Origin of the sequence: Sphingobacterium multivorum (assembly GCF_900457465.1) — a bacterium.
Taxonomy (GTDB): domain Bacteria; phylum Bacteroidota; class Bacteroidia; order Sphingobacteriales; family Sphingobacteriaceae; genus Sphingobacterium; species Sphingobacterium multivorum.
The window spans coordinates 1,103,674-1,120,250 of sequence record NZ_UAUU01000002.1 but is presented as its reverse complement, the minus strand read 5'-3'; the positions used below and the strand labels follow the sequence as shown (position 1 = coordinate 1,120,250).

Annotated in this window: 18 protein-coding genes; all 18 read left to right on the top strand. The window is 40.2% G+C overall.

Features of this window, described 5'->3' with window-relative positions; translation table 11 throughout:
* Positions 1-37: 37 nt before the first annotated feature.
* Entirely contained in the window at positions 38-340 is a 303-nt protein-coding gene (gene ureA, locus DTA23_RS05010) for an urease subunit gamma (RefSeq protein ID WP_046674789.1), read from the top strand.
* 15 nt (positions 341-355) lie between these two features.
* Positions 356-727 carry an urease subunit beta gene (ureB, locus tag DTA23_RS05005; RefSeq protein WP_070561656.1) on the top strand — a complete coding sequence of 124 codons (372 nt, stop codon included), beginning with the start codon at positions 356-358 and terminating at the stop codon, positions 725-727.
* Positions 728-729: 2 nt separating this feature from the next.
* Entirely contained in the window at positions 730-2,580 is a 1,851-nt protein-coding gene (ureC, locus tag DTA23_RS05000; protein ID WP_046674791.1) for an urease subunit alpha, read from the top strand.
* Positions 2,581-2,590: 10 nt separating this feature from the next.
* Positions 2,591-3,085: an urease accessory protein UreE gene (locus DTA23_RS04995; RefSeq protein WP_112373965.1), complete on the top strand. Its 495-nt coding sequence runs from the start codon at positions 2,591-2,593 to the stop codon at positions 3,083-3,085.
* A 23-nt stretch (positions 3,086-3,108) separates the two neighbouring features.
* Positions 3,109-3,795: an urease accessory protein UreF gene (locus DTA23_RS04990; protein WP_070561653.1), complete on the top strand. Its 687-nt coding sequence runs from the start codon at positions 3,109-3,111 to the stop codon at positions 3,793-3,795.
* Positions 3,796-3,811: 16 nt separating this feature from the next.
* Entirely contained in the window at positions 3,812-4,432 is a 621-nt protein-coding gene (ureG, locus tag DTA23_RS04985; RefSeq protein ID WP_046674969.1) for an urease accessory protein UreG, read from the top strand.
* Positions 4,433-4,444: 12 nt separating this feature from the next.
* Positions 4,445-5,386 (top strand): urease accessory protein UreD, encoded by a 942-nt coding sequence (locus tag DTA23_RS04980; protein WP_112373964.1) that lies wholly within the window; start codon positions 4,445-4,447, stop codon positions 5,384-5,386.
* Entirely contained in the window at positions 5,379-5,861 is a 483-nt protein-coding gene (locus tag DTA23_RS04975; RefSeq protein ID WP_053003768.1) for an urease accessory protein UreE, read from the top strand. The genes DTA23_RS04980 and DTA23_RS04975 overlap by 8 nt, the downstream gene beginning before the upstream one ends.
* Before the next feature lie 42 nt (positions 5,862-5,903).
* Positions 5,904-6,953, top strand: coding sequence for an A/G-specific adenine glycosylase (mutY, locus tag DTA23_RS04970; protein ID WP_070561649.1), 1,050 nt, complete (start codon positions 5,904-5,906; stop codon positions 6,951-6,953).
* A 19-nt stretch (positions 6,954-6,972) separates the two neighbouring features.
* Positions 6,973-7,431: a single-stranded DNA-binding protein gene (locus DTA23_RS04965; RefSeq protein ID WP_046674796.1), complete on the top strand. Its 459-nt coding sequence runs from the start codon at positions 6,973-6,975 to the stop codon at positions 7,429-7,431.
* Positions 7,432-7,667: 236 nt separating this feature from the next.
* Entirely contained in the window at positions 7,668-8,708 is a 1,041-nt protein-coding gene (gene pheS / locus DTA23_RS04960; protein WP_046674797.1) for a phenylalanine--tRNA ligase subunit alpha, read from the top strand.
* A 125-nt stretch (positions 8,709-8,833) separates the two neighbouring features.
* Positions 8,834-9,409, top strand: coding sequence for a TetR/AcrR family transcriptional regulator (locus DTA23_RS04955; protein WP_046674798.1), 576 nt, complete (start codon positions 8,834-8,836; stop codon positions 9,407-9,409).
* A 424-nt stretch (positions 9,410-9,833) separates the two neighbouring features.
* On the top strand, positions 9,834-11,243 hold the full coding sequence (rlmD, locus tag DTA23_RS04950; RefSeq protein WP_112374066.1) for a 23S rRNA (uracil(1939)-C(5))-methyltransferase RlmD: 1,410 nt from the start codon (positions 9,834-9,836) through the stop codon (positions 11,241-11,243).
* Positions 11,244-11,254: 11 nt separating this feature from the next.
* Complete coding sequence (locus tag DTA23_RS04945; protein ID WP_112373963.1) at positions 11,255-11,653, top strand: hypothetical protein; 399 nt, start codon at positions 11,255-11,257, stop codon at positions 11,651-11,653.
* Between the two features lie 205 nt (positions 11,654-11,858).
* Positions 11,859-12,728 (top strand): hypothetical protein, encoded by an 870-nt coding sequence (locus DTA23_RS04940; RefSeq protein ID WP_112373962.1) that lies wholly within the window; start codon positions 11,859-11,861, stop codon positions 12,726-12,728.
* A gap of 93 nt (positions 12,729-12,821) precedes the next feature.
* A complete protein-coding gene (locus tag DTA23_RS04935; protein WP_172462318.1) occupies positions 12,822-13,511 on the top strand; it encodes a YiaD family glycine zipper/OmpA-like lipoprotein in 690 nt (229 codons plus the stop codon).
* Positions 13,512-13,825: 314 nt separating this feature from the next.
* Positions 13,826-15,262 (top strand): tRNA (N6-isopentenyl adenosine(37)-C2)-methylthiotransferase MiaB, encoded by a 1,437-nt coding sequence (miaB, locus tag DTA23_RS04930; protein ID WP_112373961.1) that lies wholly within the window; start codon positions 13,826-13,828, stop codon positions 15,260-15,262.
* 36 nt (positions 15,263-15,298) lie between these two features.
* Positions 15,299-16,573, top strand: coding sequence for a sigma-54 interaction domain-containing protein (locus tag DTA23_RS04925; RefSeq protein ID WP_070561639.1), 1,275 nt, complete (start codon positions 15,299-15,301; stop codon positions 16,571-16,573).
* The last annotated feature ends 4 nt before the right edge of the window (positions 16,574-16,577 follow it).

Genomic DNA, 16,577 nt, shown 5'->3' with positions numbered 1-16,577 from the left:
TAATTCCTTTAACAAATTAACAAATAACTATTTTTTTATGCGTTTAACACCGAGAGAAACAGAAAAGCTGCTGTTGCATTTGGCCGGCGAATTGGCGGCTAAGCGATTGAAACGCGGGGTAAAATTAAATTATCCAGAGTGTATCGCTTACATCAGTGCCCAGATCATGGAGGAGGCTAGGGACGGGAGGTCTGTGGCGGACTTAATGTCTTATGGTACTACTTTATTGAAAAGGAGCCAAGTCATGGAAGGAGTCCCCGAAATGATCCATGATGTTCAGATCGAAGTAACTTTTCCGGACGGTACTAAATTGGTGACTGTCCATGATCCTATTCGTTAATAAATATTGAATGATATGATTCCAGGAGAATACATTTTAAAAAAAGAGGAAATCAAAGCTAATGTTGGGCACAGAACCACAAGCATCGTTGTGAAAAATGAAGGTGACCGACCTATTCAGGTGGGTTCACACTATCATTTCTTTGAAGCCAACAAGTTGCTTTCCTTCGACAGAGAGAAAGCGTTTGGGATGCGCTTGAATATTCCAGCCAGTACCGCTGTTCGTTTTGAACCAGGGGAACAAAAATCAGTTGTTCTGGTTGAATTTGGCGGAAGTAAGGAAATCCACGGTTTTAATGGATTGACAAATGGTAAGTATACAGATCAATCGGTGAAAAGCAAAGCCATTGATAAAATGAAAAAATTAAAATTCAGACAATCGAAGTAACTATGGGAGGATGGAATAGACGCGAATGGATTAAAGTCGTAGGACTCACCACGTTGGGAACTACTGTTGGTCTACATGCGCTTGGTTTAGATAAACTAGGTTTAGATAAATCATCTGTAAAATATGTTGATGGGGAACTTTATATCCCAAGAGACAAATATGCTGCTCTTTTTGGACCCACCACTGGAGATAAGGTTCGTCTGGCAGATACAGAGCTTTTCATTGAAATTGAAAAAGATTTCAATGTTTACGGAGAAGAGAACAAGTTTGGCGGTGGTAAAACCATTCGTGACGGTATGGGACAATCTGCCCGTGCCTTGCGTGATGAGGGGGTATTGGATTTTTGCATCACTAATGTCATTATCATCGACCACTGGGGTATCGTAAAAGGTGATATCGGAATTAAGGATGGTAAAATTGTCGGTATTGGTAAAGCTGGAAACCCAGATGTACAGGATGGTGTAACCGAGGGCATGATCATCGGTGCGTCTACGGAAGTACATGGGGGAGCAGGCTATATACTAACTGCCGGCGGTATTGATACGCACATTCACTTTATCTCGCCGCAACAGATTGAAACAGCCCTATATTCTGGAGTAACCACGTTCATTGGTGGCGGTGCGGGACCAGCCGACGGAACACTGGCCACGACAGTGACTTCAGGAAAGTGGTATATCGAGCGTATGTTTGAAGCTTTTGAAAACCTTCCTATCAATGTTGGCTTTTTCGGAAAAGGTAACGTATCGACCACTAAACCTATCGAAGAACAAATTGAAGCTGGAGCACTGGGCGTCAAAATCCATGAAGATTGGGGGGCTACTCCGGCAACAATTGATGCGGCATTGAAAGTTGCTGATAAATACGATGTACAAGTCGCAATCCATACCGACACGTTGAATGAAGCCGGTTTCCTGGAAGATACTGTTGCCGCCATAGATGGTCGTGTAATCCATACTTTCCACACGGAAGGAGCTGGCGGTGGACACGCTCCGGATATTATTAAGATCGCCATGTATCCCAATATCCTCCCTGCATCTACCAATCCAACAAAACCTTTTACGGTAAATACTGCTGAAGAACATTTGGACATGTTGATGGTCTGCCATCACTTGGATAAAAATGTGAAAGAAGATGTAGCATTTGCTGATTCACGTATCCGTCCTCAGACCATCGCTGCCGAAGATATTTTGCAAGACATGGGTGTATTCTCCATTATGAGTTCGGATAGCCAAGCGATGGGACGTGTGGGAGAGGTTATTTCCCGTACATTCCAAACGGCCCATAAGATGAAAATCCAACGCGGCCCTTTAGCTGAAGATAAAGGCAAAGAAAATGATAACTTCCGTGTCAAACGTTATGTATCTAAATTTACAATCAACCCTGCTAAAGCACATGGTATTGATCAATATATCGGTTCGATTGAAAAAGGAAAGTATGCCGATTTGATCCTTTGGAAACCGGAATTATTTGGTGTAAAGCCCGAGTTGATCATCAAAGGAGGTATGATTTTGGGTGCTAAAATGGGGGACGCCAATGCGTCGATTCCGACACCACAGCCTATTATTTATAGGCCAATGTTTGGAAATTACGGTAAAGCAGTTTCAAAACTATGCTTCAATTTCGTTTCGAAAATTTCGTTGGAGAACGGAAATATTCAAAAATTGAATTTATCGCGTAAATGTCTGCCTGTGGAGGGATGTCGTACGGTGATGAAAAAAGATATGGTCCATAATCATGCTACACCAAATATCGTCGTTAATCCAGAAACATACGAAGTGACAGTAGATGGTGTGTTGGCAACCTGTGAACCGTTGAAGGAACTTCCAATGGCCCAACGGTACTTCTTATTCTAATTGGTTATTTATGTTGTTAGCAAGAGACATTAAGGGGAATATTTGGACCGATGGCACCGATCAGGACGGCGTTGAACTTGATTTTTTGGAACTCGAATGGTTCGATACGGAAAGACGTATTATCCGGGGCTTCACTGTTGCAGGCCGCGAAATAGGCTTTAAAAATTTAGGAACGGAATCCTTGTTCGACGGTGATATTTTGTTTGAAACAAAGGACCTGCGCATCGCTGTTCGAATATTGCCCTGTCCTTGCCTTGTTGTACGCCCCAAAAACCTCTTGGATATGGCTCGGATATGTCTCGAAATTGGCAATAAACATATCCCTGTTTTCATAAACGCTGCACATGAAATTATTGCAGCGTATGAAAACCCCCTCTGGGAAATCTTAGAAAGGGCCGGTTTTACACCGACGAAAGAGTTACGGGTGATTGAAAGAACCCATACTTTACGCATACATCAGTATGCTGTAGTCCAGCATAAAATTACCTTGGCCAAGGGGCTTTAATACTTAATTAATAACGATTACATATGAATCCATTGTTGACATTAATGCAGATTAACGACTCTGTATTTCCGATTGGAGGCTTCACACATTCCTATGGCTTGGAAACCTATATCAATAAAGAGATTGTACATGATGCTAAAACAGCAAAAGAATATGCACAGACTTTATTGGAGCATAGCTTCTATTACAACGATGCCGCTTTTTTTCATAAGGCCTGGCAATTGTGTGAATCAAGAGCAACCAAGAAAAAGATCGCTGAACTGGATGCATTAATTACTGCTTTCAAAGCCCCCTATGAGATTCGGGATGCCAGTAAAAAATTGGGAATACGGTTTTTGAAATTAACAGAAAAGTTAAAACCGGTCAAGCGTTGTTCGGCTTATCTAAAGGCTATCAATGCGCAAGAACTGCATGGTCACTATGCAATGGCATTTGCCATGTTTGCCCATGCACAGGAAATTAGTTATGCAGACGCACTGAGCGCTTTTTATTATAATTCTTTGAATGGTATTATGACGAATTGTGCCAAACTGGTTCCCATTAGCCAAATGGATGCACAGCAGATTTTGTTTAAACTGCAGCCCTTGATTAATAAATTGGTCGGATTACAGCCCGAACTGGATGAGGATCTAATTGGAAATTGTTGTATCGCTCAGGATATTCGATGCATGCAACATGAAAAATTATACACGAGAATTTACATTTCGTAAAAAAATTGAAATAAAGATGTCTAAGAGAAATTACGTGAAAATTGGTGTTGCTGGTCCTGTGGGCTCTGGCAAGACGGCACTTATTGAACGGTTGACACGTTCGATGTCGGCAGATTATAGTATTTGTGTTGTAACGAATGATATTTATACGCGTGAGGACGCGATGTATCTACAGCAGAATTCGGCACTGCCCGCTGAACGTATTATTGGTGTTGAAACAGGAGGTTGCCCGCATACGGCAATCCGTGAAGATGCTTCGATGAATATTGAAGCTGTAGAAGAATTAGCGCATCGTTTTGAGGATGTGGAACTGATATTTGTTGAAAGTGGGGGTGATAATCTGACAGCCACGTTTAGTCCGGATCTAGCCGATTTGACCATATTCGTTCTTGATGTTGCTGAAGGCGAAAAAATGCCACGTAAAGGCGGGCCAGGTATTACGCGCTCGGATCTGTTGTTGATCAATAAAATAGACCTTGCCCCTTATGTAAATGCGGACTTGGAAGTGATGCGTCAGGACACCATCCGCATGCGCGGTGAACGACCATTTATTTTTACAAACTTAATGACTTTAGAAGGTTTGGAAGATGTAAAATCATGGATCAAAAAGTATGCTTTGTTGGAGCCTGTAGGCTAAATTTTATCGTATATGGATAGCAAAATCGTATTAAATGTTGCCAAAGAGGACGGCAGAAGCAGATTGAAGGAGAGTTATCATAATGCACCTTATAAACTAACGCATTATGGCGCTGCAGGATTGACCAACCATTTGGAAATGATCATCATGAGTGCATCGCCTGGTATTATGGATACGGATTATTTGCATATTGATGTTCGTGTGAAAAAAGATGCACAATTGAAGCTTTTTACACAGTCCTTCAATAAGCTTCACCCCATGAAAACGGGAGCAAAGCAACATACGGATGTGCATGTGGATGCCGGAGGCCTATTTCATTACATTCCACACCCAGTAACGCCGTTTAAGGATTCTATTTTCAAGGCAAGCAATCATATTCACTTGGCTGAAGATGCGGTTTTGATGTGGGGGGATATTATTAGTGTGGGTAGAATCCACATGAAAGAGGCATTTGAGTTCGATAGTCTGCATACGCAAACCAAGATTTTTAGAAATGGTAAACTGTCTTTTATTGACAATCAGGTTTTGCGGCCCAAAAGTCAGCCGATACAGAAGATGTTGTTTTTTGAGGGATACACCCATCAGGCCACTTTTGTGTTCTCGGCTCTTTTTGCGCAAGAATTAAAATATGAATTGGATGAAATCTTAACTGTCGAATACAACGATATTTCTTATGGTTTTACACAGGCTTCAAAAGATGTGGTTATCCTGCGTGCTTTGGGTACTGATGGAGAGTTATTGTACGACTTCTTACACATGTTGGGCCAATTGTGTTGGGATTTTACACAATATAAGCTTTCTGAAAAGAAGGAAGAGACAACAGTTGAAGCGATAGCGGAAGATGAGAAATCGAAGGCCGAGGAAATCAGCGTCATTGAACAGCGCAAACCCCGTCGAAAAAGTAAGCCCGAGTTGATGGAAGCTGTCGTGGTGGAAGGAACTAATTATGCATAAGGAGAGCCTGCACGAGGAGATATGGATTGATGTTATCCCTGATTTTGACCAATTGAAGCTGGGCCGCGATTCAGATATTTTGGATCTTTCCTATTATGAAGTAAATAAGCGCGTTATCCAGCGAAAAACAAGAAAGGGTAATCTGGTGCGCATACAGCGCGATGATAGCAGCGCACTGCGTTCAGGACAGTGTATTTATCATCGCGGTGATTTATTTATCCAGGTCAACATTTTACCTTGTCTTTGTGTATTGTTGGATTGTCAGAATCTATCAGTTGTGGGCGAGTTCTGCTTCGACGTGGGCAATCGGCATCTGCCAGTTTATCTCAAAGCAGATGGGCGATTTGCTGTTTCCTATGACGGACGTCTCTATCAGGCGCTAAAAGAAAAATACAAGGGCTTTATCACGTTGGAAAATACGATTTTGGAACCTGATGAGCAGATTACCTACATTCGTAGGCCTATCCTCGAATGATGAAATGTTGGTTTTAGCGAAAAATTGCGCATTTTTGTCGCTATGAAATTTGGCGAGGAATTGCAAGCATGGTATCGACAGCATAAACGAGATCTGCCGTGGCGAGAAACAAAAGATGCCTACAAAATATGGCTTTCTGAAATTATTCTGCAACAGACTCGTGTCGAACAGGGCTTACCCTATTATGTACGTTTTGTCGAGCGATTTAAGAATGTTGTGGAATTTGCGAATGCAGAAGAAGATGATATTCTCCATCTTTGGCAAGGTCTGGGTTATTATTCTCGAGGACGGAACATGCATAAGGCTGCCCGAATTGTTCGCGATCAGTATCAGGGTGTCTTTCCGGTAGATTATCAAACATTAATAACGCTTCCGGGAATAGGTGAGTATACTGCTGCGGCGATATCTTCTTTTGCGAACGATGAAGCCCAGGCGGTATTGGATGGAAATGTGTTTCGTGTACTAGCGCGATACTATGGCATAGAAACACCTATCAATTCTACAGAAGGAAAGAAGATTTTTACAGCTATCGCTAAAGAAAATCTTGATCGTAAACACCCGGCATTGTATAATCAGGCAATTATGGATTTTGGGGCTACCCATTGTAAGCCCAAGCTGCCTTTATGTGAATTCTGTATGTTTCGTCCTTCCTGTTATGCGCTGAGTCAGGGGCAGGTAGAGCAGTTGCCTGTAAAGCTTAAAGCCAAGGCAAGTAAAGATAGATACTTTAATTATTTTATCTTGAAGGACAACGATCGGATACTGATGTCCAAACGCGGTGCAAGTGACGTTTGGCAGAACCTATATGAGTTTCCGCTTTTGGAGTCTAACTACAGCTTGTCTATCCCGGATGTTCTTAGCGATGAGTGGTTTATTTCCTGTTTCGGCCCCGATGCACAACTTTATGTTTTACAGCAGCAGACAAAACATATCCTGAGTCATCAGAATATCTACGCGACATTTTTTGAGGTGCGGTTAAAAGGCGATCTAATTCAAAAAAAATCCAATTGGGATTATGTATTTCTAAAAGATTTAGATAAATTAGCTAAACACAAGTTGATCTTTACCTTTTTGGAAAGGTCAAATTTTTAACCATTTATGCTTTTAAATTATGTCAGGAGTTAACAAAGTCATTTTAGTGGGACATCTTGGAAAAGATCCCGAAATTCGCTATTTAGAAGGTAATGTCTCTGTTGCCAGTTTTCCATTGGCAACATCAGAAACGTATAACAAAGACGGGAAAAGAGTAGAACAAACCGAATGGCACAATATTGTAATGTGGCGAGGTCTGGCTGACGTGGCTGTAAAATATCTAACAAAGGGGAAGTTAGTTTATATTGAAGGTCGACTGCGGACGCGTACTTATGAGGATAAGGAGGGTATTAGACGATATGCTACAGAGGTTGTCGCTGAAACCTTCACGCTTTTAGGTCGTAAATCGGATTTTGAACCGAATGCTGGTGTAAGTGCTGGTAATACAGCAAACACGCAGGCGCAAAAAGTCGAAGATAAGGAAGTGGAGGTCGATTTTACGGAGAATGATCAGGAGGATAATCCATTACCATTTTAAGCTGAAGAATTTGAGATTATGTAAAAACTTTACATGTATAATAACTATTGTAAAATCATCGATAAAACAAAAGAGCAGGCAACTAAGCCTGCTCTTTTGTTTTATCAGCGTTTTAGCCGTATAATCTGATTCCTTTCTCCCAAGCGAGCATGCTGTTTCTGTTGTGATGTTTTTAATGCCCGGTCGAAGTTCAAAATTTCTTTTTGGTGGAAATTTTGGCTATGTTTGCTCTAATTATGTTGCAAGATAGAATTACGCAGTATACTGAAGAGATTAAGGCATTTGCGCCAGCTTCTTCAGCCGATGTAGAAAATTTCAGATTGAAGTTTTTGGTTTCCAAAGGGATTGTGAAAAATCTTTTTGATGAATTCAAAACAGTTACGCCTGAAGAGAAGCGTACTTTGGGAAAAGTGTTGAATGAATTTAAGCAGTTAGCAGAAAATACATTCAAAGAAGCACAAGAAAAGTTCGGGTCTGGTGAGAAGCAAAAATCCCAGGAACTAGCGGGTGATTTAACATTGCCTGGTCAAGGTTTTCAGCTGGGGTCTAGACATCCCATCTCTTTAGTTCGTAAAGAAATTGTTGAAATTTTCAAGAAATTAGGCTTTATTGTATCAGAAGGACCGGAAATTGAAGATGATTGGCATAATTTCTCCGCACTAAATTTTCCGCCGGAACATCCTGCGCGTGATATGCAAGATACTTTCTTTATCAAAAAACAAGAAGGTAATGACATTACATTGAGAACGCACACCTCTTCGGTTCAGGTGCGTTTAATGGAAGCCGGTAAACCGCCATTTCGTGCGATAATGCCTGGACGTGTTTATAGAAATGAAGCTATATCAGCCCGTGCGCACTGTTTCTTTCATCAGGTAGAAGGTTTATATGTAGACGAAAATGTTTCTTTTGCCGATTTGAAACAAACGTTATATCATTTTGTTCAAGAGATGTATGGTGAAGGTACCAAAGTGCGTTTCCGTCCGTCCTATTTTCCTTTCACTGAACCTTCGGCCGAAATGGATATCTCCTGTACAATCTGCAAGGGGGCAGGGTGTAACTTGTGTAAGTACTCTGGCTGGGTAGAAATTTTAGGTTGCGGTATGGTCGATCCTAACGTGCTTGATAACTGTGGTATCGATAGTAAAAAGTATTCTGGTTTTGCTTTTGGTATGGGAATAGAACGTATCACAAACCTTAAATATGTGATTAAAGACTTACGTCTTTTCTCAGAAAATGACACACGTTTCTTGTCTCAATTTGAGACTGAATTAATATAAATTATTCATTGTAAAGATTGTGGCATCACATTATTCTCTACGATAACTAGGCAAGAGAACAATGTGATGCTTTTTGGTCTTTAGGCTTTGTAGATGACTTTCAACATTCGTACGATCTAACGTATATGGAACCAGATTATATTATTGAATCCATAAAAAGAACAGCACGTGAGCTCTTTCGTCAAAATGGCTATCATAAAACCAGTGTGAACACATTGGCAAAAAAAGCTAAGATTGCGAAGGCGACAGTGTACAAGTATTTTGATAGTAAAGAAATGATCCTGCATGCCATTCTCATGGATTATCTTCGTGCGAGTCTGCAGGATATTTTGAAAACAACCAAATATGAAGATGATATGGCTTCGTTTTTGGCGTCTACAATATTGCGGGTAAGCCGACTGACCTATACGGCTTGCAATGAATTGATCGGCTGGGAATTTATCCGGGAATCTGCAAACGCCCAAGAATATTTAAAAACGCTGTCTGAAGATTTGGAGTTTCTGCTCTTAAGTACATTCATTCAGAATGAAAAGATAAATGAAGCGATTAGCGAAGAGAAGCTAACCTTTTTGATCAAGTCCAGTAAAAGTATTGTGTTTTCTTTTGCTTTTACGGCTGTCTCAGATGCCGATGTGCGGAAAAACTTTATTTCGTTTCAGAAAGAAATCCTTCCTTATCTTGTTCAGGCAACAGTTCAGTAAAGTTGTTATAACGCGCGCATCCCTTTCTAATTCGCGACGTTATGTCCATTCCTGAAAAAGGTTTACATCTTATCTTTTTTGCATGCTCACTTTTTTATGATGCTCTGCAACGTTCATGCTGTTGCCGGGTTGTCTTCGTATTGTGTTCGTACCACCTTCGGAGATGAACACTCTTGCAACTATTATTGACCTGACTCGGAACAGATAATTCCTGTTCAGAGTCAGGTCAGAATCTGGTCAGTATTGGTACACAATCTGTATCGCATCCGAATAAGGTACGAACAATGTCCGAATCTGATCCCCGTATTTTATTCGCTTGAAACTTATCATACCCGTCAGGTACTCGTTTATGCCAGTGATAATCAATGGCTATAAATCATTTATGCAGATGAAAAATCGGTATAAATTTGTATTTTTGCACCCTATGAGTAGAAGAATTCCGCAAGAGAAAAAGTTCTTGAAAGATATTGCCATCATTGATATTGCCGAAGAGGGTAGAGGTGTTGGAAAAACCGAAGATTTGGTTTTGTTTGTAGAAAAAGCTGTTCCCGGTGATGTTGTTGACGTGGAGCTTATGCGCAAGAAAAAGAATTTTGCGGAAGCTCGGGTAACCAGTTTAAAAGAGGCTTCATCTTATCGCGTAGATCCGTTTTGTGAACATTTCGGTGTGTGTGGTGGATGTAAATGGCAGCATATGACCTATGATGCTCAATTAAAATTCAAGCAACAATCTGTCGATAATGCCCTATCGCGTATTGGGAAAGTGGATACTTCAGCGATGGAAAGTATCTTGGGCTCTGCGCAAACGGAATACTATAGAAATAAATTAGAATATACATTTTCCAACAAAAAATGGTTGACTTCAGTTGATGAAGATGCGTCCCAATTGGAAATGAATGCGCTAGGTTTTCACGTGCCAGGGCGTTTTGATAAGATTTTAGATATTGATCATTGTTTTTTGCAAGAAGATCCGTCAAATGAAGTTCGCAACAGCATTCGTGATTTTGCGCTTAGTCAAGGTATGACGTTCTACGATCTGCGTGAACACACCGGTGTATTGCGCAATTTGATTATCCGTATCTCGTCTACCGGGGAGATGATGGTGATCGTTGTGTTTGCATATCCTGAAGAAGGACAGGTTGAGTTGTTGATGGAATTTGTTAAAGAAAAGTTTCCTCAAGTCGCTTCCCTGTTATATATCGTAAACCAGAAACGCAATGATACAATCTTCGACCAGGATATTCATGTATATGCAGGTCGTGACTTTATCTATGAGGAGATGGAGGGCTTGCGTTACAAAGTGGGGCCTAAGTCGTTCTATCAAACAAACTCTGCACAAGCGTATGAGCTGTATAAAATCATACGTGACTTTGCCAATTTAAAGGGGGATGAGCTGGTGTATGATTTGTATACAGGAGCAGGTACAATTGCAAACTTTGTCGCTAAGAAGGCAAGAGAAGTTGTGGGTGTAGAGTATGTTCCCACTGCCATTGAGGACGCTAAAGTGAATTCGTCGATCAATGATATCACGAATACAAAGTTTTACGCCGGTGATATGAAAGATGTGTTGACCCCTTCCTTTATCGCCGAACACGGTAAACCGGATGTGGTTATTACCGATCCACCACGTGCAGGAATGCACGCTGACGTTGTAGCGCGTTTGTTAGAAATGGAATCGCCGCGTATTGTATATGTCAGTTGTAATGCTGCTACACAGGCCCGCGATTTGGTGTTGTTAGGCGAAAAATATGAGGTGAAGCGGATCAAGCCGGTAGATATGTTTCCGCATACGCAACACGTTGAGAATGTCGTTTTATTGGAGTTAAAGAAGTAATAGGATACCATATGGAAGTAGAAGATTTATTTGCAGGATCTGCAAGAGAAGAAAATGCAGCGTCTACAGCGCAAAGTCCATTGAAGAGTTTGCAGGTAGATCTCGATTTTTATAGTGAATCAATCCGTGAGGTAGCGCAGGAGATTGTTGAAGAAGGTTATTCTGACTATCCTATTTTTGTTGCACATCAGCATGAAGTTTCTGTTGGTGAACTGATATTGGATCGTAAAGAATTGGAAACGAAATGGAGTATAAATGCCTCTACATTGGAAGAGTTTGTAGAAATGGATATTATTCAAGAAGATCGTAAGGCTTCTTTTATTCAGAACTATAAACCTGCGAAAGACTATATGTGCTTATTTGTTGTCGTTGCTGAAGGCGCTAATTTTGTTTTTTATCCATACAAGTGATCAACAAAGAATATTTAAACTTTTTTAACAGTACAAGTGTCAAACTATTACTACTTTTAGCAAAGTAGGTTAGGTGTAACAGGGAATTAATAAATTGAAATAAATTATAAACTGTTCTTGCGGAAATAAATGTTTGACCCAATAAAATTGTTGAGAATCACAATCGCACTGAAACCAATTGGGGTAATTGAAGAGAAATATTAGGATGAAAATAATACAGATACATATATTAGGGCTTTTTTTACTGTTATTCACCTATTTCGGTGCTACTGCGCAACAGTTGCAGAAGGTTTCGGGGATGGTGCTGCAAAAAGGTAACGGTAATCGCATTGGAGATGCTGTGGTGCTTAATATGCGTACACACAGGTCTACGTTGAGTAACTCTTTTGGTGTTTTTACGATTGATGCATCGGTAGGAGATTCCTTGTCTTTTACAAAAGTTGGGTATTCACCGGTTAAAACTGTGCTGACCAACCTGAACGAGTTTTATGTGGAGTTGCAAGAAGGGATCCGATTGGAGACTGTCATCGTTGAACGAAAAACAAAGGAGGCCGAATTAAATGATGCCATGAGTAATTACGCTAAAAAGGGCGTTTATAATGGGGGTAAAAATAAGTTCGGGACCTATCTGGGTAGCCCGGCAACAGCGCTTTATAATCTTTTTGGACGGGAAGCCAAGAACGCCAAACGCTTTGGGCGTTTTATGGATAGGGAGAAGGATGAGTTGCAAGTTGATCGTATTTTTTCTCGGGAGGCTGTTAAAAACCTGACGAAACTGGATAGTACAGAATTAGATGCTTTTATGATACGCTATCGTCCATCGTTTGATCTTGCTGAGCATTGGGGACAGTACGATCTAATGCATTACGTACAGCAGTCTATGGACGACTTTAATGCCAAGGGAAGGCCTAAAGGGGCTCTTTTACCTGATATTGAAGTAAAGACTCAAGAAAATAAAAACATTTTGCTTTTGTTACTGTTAGCTGATTGTAAGGTCGGAAAAGGTGATTTAAAATTTTGTAGCGTATCAACGTCATTTTCGGAAGTTTTAAGCGCCTTTTGTCGTGTTTTGTAACAAAAAAGTTGATAAAAATATCTTTTGGCACTTTGTTTGATTTTAGTAGAACGGTATTTAATTTGAATATTAAAAGTCTTAGATAGCATACATATGAAAATGAATAGAAAATTGGCTGTATTAGGTTTGACAGTTGCAACCTCAGCTATGTTATTTGGAAGTTGTTCTACCATCCAAAATACAAATAATACAACTAAAGGCGGCGTAATCGGTGGTGTTGCCGGTGGTGCATTGGGTGCATTGATCGGAGGTAAAGCTGGTAATACGGCAATAGGTACTTTGGCTGGTGCTGCCATTGGTGGTGCTGCAGGTGTATTGATCGGTAAAAAAATGGATAAGCAAGCCGCTGAGATTTCTAAAACTGTTGAAGGCGCGGAAGTTACACAATCTGCGGAAGGAATCGTGGTTAAGTTTGATTCAGGTATTTTATTCGATTTCAATAAATCAGATTTAAAAGCGTCAGCTAAAGATAATATCGCAAATTTGGTAACAACCTTGAACAAAGAACAAGGTACTGAAATCCTGGTTATCGGACATACAGATAATGTAGGTACGTTGGCTGCGAATGAAAAAGTGTCTTTGGACCGCGCAAATTCTGTACGTGCATTTGCGGTATCTAAAGGCTTAGCGTCTTCGCGTATTAGAACTGAAGGTAGAAACTTCTCTGAGCCAATTGCAAGTAACGATACGGAAGCAGGACGTGCTCAAAATCGTCGTGTTGAAATCGTGATTGTGGCAGGTGATCAAATGAAGAAAGAAGCAAAACAACAAGCAGGTCAATAAATCTGATTCAGGACTTTGGTCTTTTCGGAGTCTGTTTGACTTGATTGCGAATCATAGAAAAAGCGCTGATAAATTCAGCGCTTTTTTTGTGGAATACAGCCGTCCGAATTTTTATACGGCCCATTTACGCCTAAAATTTGACAAAGTATAAACCATATTTCTGTCTGACAAACTGTCATTATATGGATTTAAATTTCTAACTTTGTAGTCTTTGAAATAACTAAGGGCTTGAAATCAGATCAGCAAAAGATGAGTATTTGCGTTAGTTATTCCATCGAAAATAATAAAAATTATATTCTATTGAATATCGAGCTATGCTAGATTTAACACATACCACTAAGGAACACGACGAATCTCGTCAGGGTGAGGCATTATTATTAGAACAGGATCCGATTTTAAGTAATGGACGCAAACTGTATATTGAAAGTTACGGTTGCCAGATGAATTTTTCGGATAGTGAGATTGTTGCTTCTATTTTGTTGGATAAGGGATTTGAAACAACCAAGAATTATCAGGAAGCTGATGTGGTTTTTATTAATACCTGTTCAATCCGCGAAAATGCAGAACAGCGGGTACGCAATCGTCTAAAGGAATTTGAAGCTGCTAAAGCAAAAAATCCCGGAATGATCGTTGGTGTGCTGGGCTGTATGGCGGAGCGTTTGAAATCGAAATTTTTAGAAGAAGAAAAGTTGGTGGATGTCGTGGTGGGGCCAGATGCTTATCGCGATCTACCAAATTTGATTGATAAAGTTGACGATGGAGCTAAAGGTGTAAACGTTTTATTATCTCGGGAGGAAACGTATGCCGATATTAATCCTGTCCGTTTAAACTCGAACGGTGTGACAGCTTTTATTTCGATTATGCGCGGTTGCGACAATATGTGTTCTTTTTGTGTTGTTCCTTTTACACGTGGACGTGAACGTAGTCGTGATCCACAATCTATCGTGAAGGAAGCCCAAGATCTTTTCAATGCCGGATATAAGGAGGTTACGTTGTTGGGACAAAATGTGGATTCGTATAAATATACTGCTCCAGTAGCTGAAGGGGAGGAACCGGGTGAAACCATAACATTTGCTAGCTTGCTTACAATGGTTGCTGAAATCAGCCCGCTTTTACGTATTCGCTTTTCTACTTCCCATCCAAAAGATATTACAGATGAAGTTTTATATGCAATCGCTTCGCATGAAAACATCTGTAATTATATTCACTTGCCAGTTCAATCAGGGAACTCTAGAGTATTGGAATTAATGAACCGTACCTATGACCGTGAATGGTATATGGAGCGTGTCGATGCCATCCGTCGTATTATTCCGGATTGTGCTATTTCCACAGATGTTATTACAGGTTTCTGTACTGAAACAGAAGAGGAGCATCAAGAAACATTGTCTATGATGGATTATGTCAAATACGATTTCGCCTATATGTTTGCTTATTCAGAAAGACCAGGTACATTGGCGGCAAAAAGATACGCAGATGATATTCCTGAAGATGTTAAAAAACGTCGTTTGACAGAAGTGATCAATAAACAGCGCGATCATAGTTTATACCGTTATCAACATTTTATTGGCAAAGTTTGTAAAGTGCTTGTTGAGGGATTTTCGAAAAGATCTGAGTTTGATTTCTGTGGCCGTAATGATCAAAATGCATTGGTGGTATTTCCAATTGATCCTCGATTTAAACAAGGCGATTATGTGAATGTACTTATCGAGTCATGTACCTCTGCGACATTATTGGGAAAGATTGTTGATTAAGAAAACTTAGATTGTTTTATTTCCAACTGGAAATTTATGGATAACCAAGATATAAAGAATAGATTTGGAATTATTGGTAATTCGCCTTTGTTGAATCGTGCTATTGATATTGCACGACAAGTGGCTCCAACTGATATCTCCGTACTAATACAAGGTGAAAGTGGGAGTGGTAAAGAGGTTTTTTCGCATATTATCCATCAATTAAGCTCACGTAAGCATGGCCCTTTTATTGCGGTCAATTGTGGAGCTATACCAGAGGGGACCATTGACTCTGAGTTATTTGGTCACGAAAAGGGTTCCTTTACAGGTGCCCATGAAGCCAGAAAGGGATATTTTGAGGTCGTTGACGGTGGAACAATCTTTTTGGATGAAGTAGGTGAGTTGCCTTTGGGTACGCAAGCAAGATTATTACGTGTATTGGAGTCAGGTGAGTATATACGGGTAGGGTCATCCAAGGTACAGAAGACAAATGTACGTGTGGTTGCTGCGACAAATGTGAATGTATTTGAAGCTGTACAAAAAGGTAAATTTCGCGAAGATCTTTATTATCGTCTGAATACTGTACCGTTGCGTGTACCGTCATTACGTGAAAGACCTGAAGATATCAACTTATTATTTCGCAAGTTTATTGTAGATTTTTCTGAGAAATACCGTACACCTGGGGTTCAATTGACAGAAGATGCACAAAATATGCTGCGCAACTATAGCTGGCCCGGAAACGTGCGTCAACTGAAAAATGTTGCGGAGCAAATTGCAGTTTTGGAGAAAGAACGCGTTGTCGATGCCTATACACTTCAAAATTATCTGCCCAATGAATCCCGAACGAGTTTGCCAGCGGTAGTTCCTTCAAATAATGGTGGAAAAGAGGATTTCTCCGAAAGAGATTTGCTGTATAAGGTCTTATTTGATATGAAGAAGGATATGGTTGATCTGAAAAAACTGGTGGTTGAATTAATTCAGAAAGGTGTCGATTCGAGCACATTTGATCAAAATTCCCCTTACATTAATCAGTTATACCAGGAGATTGAACCACAATTGAAAGCAGAACCAGAAAATTATAATACAACCCCAACGCTCACCATACATTCTCCAGCAAATACAACAAACGTATTAAAAAGTCCTGTTGCACAGGATGAATACCTGCAGGATGCTCAAGAAGTTGAGGAATCTTTATCGCTTGTTGATAAAGAGTCTGATCTGATTAAAAAAGCGCTGAAAAAGCACCGAGGTAAACGTAAAGCTGCTGCGCAAGAGTTGGGGATTTCTGAAAGAACTTTGTACAGAAAAATTAAAGACTTAAATTTAGATTAAGGTT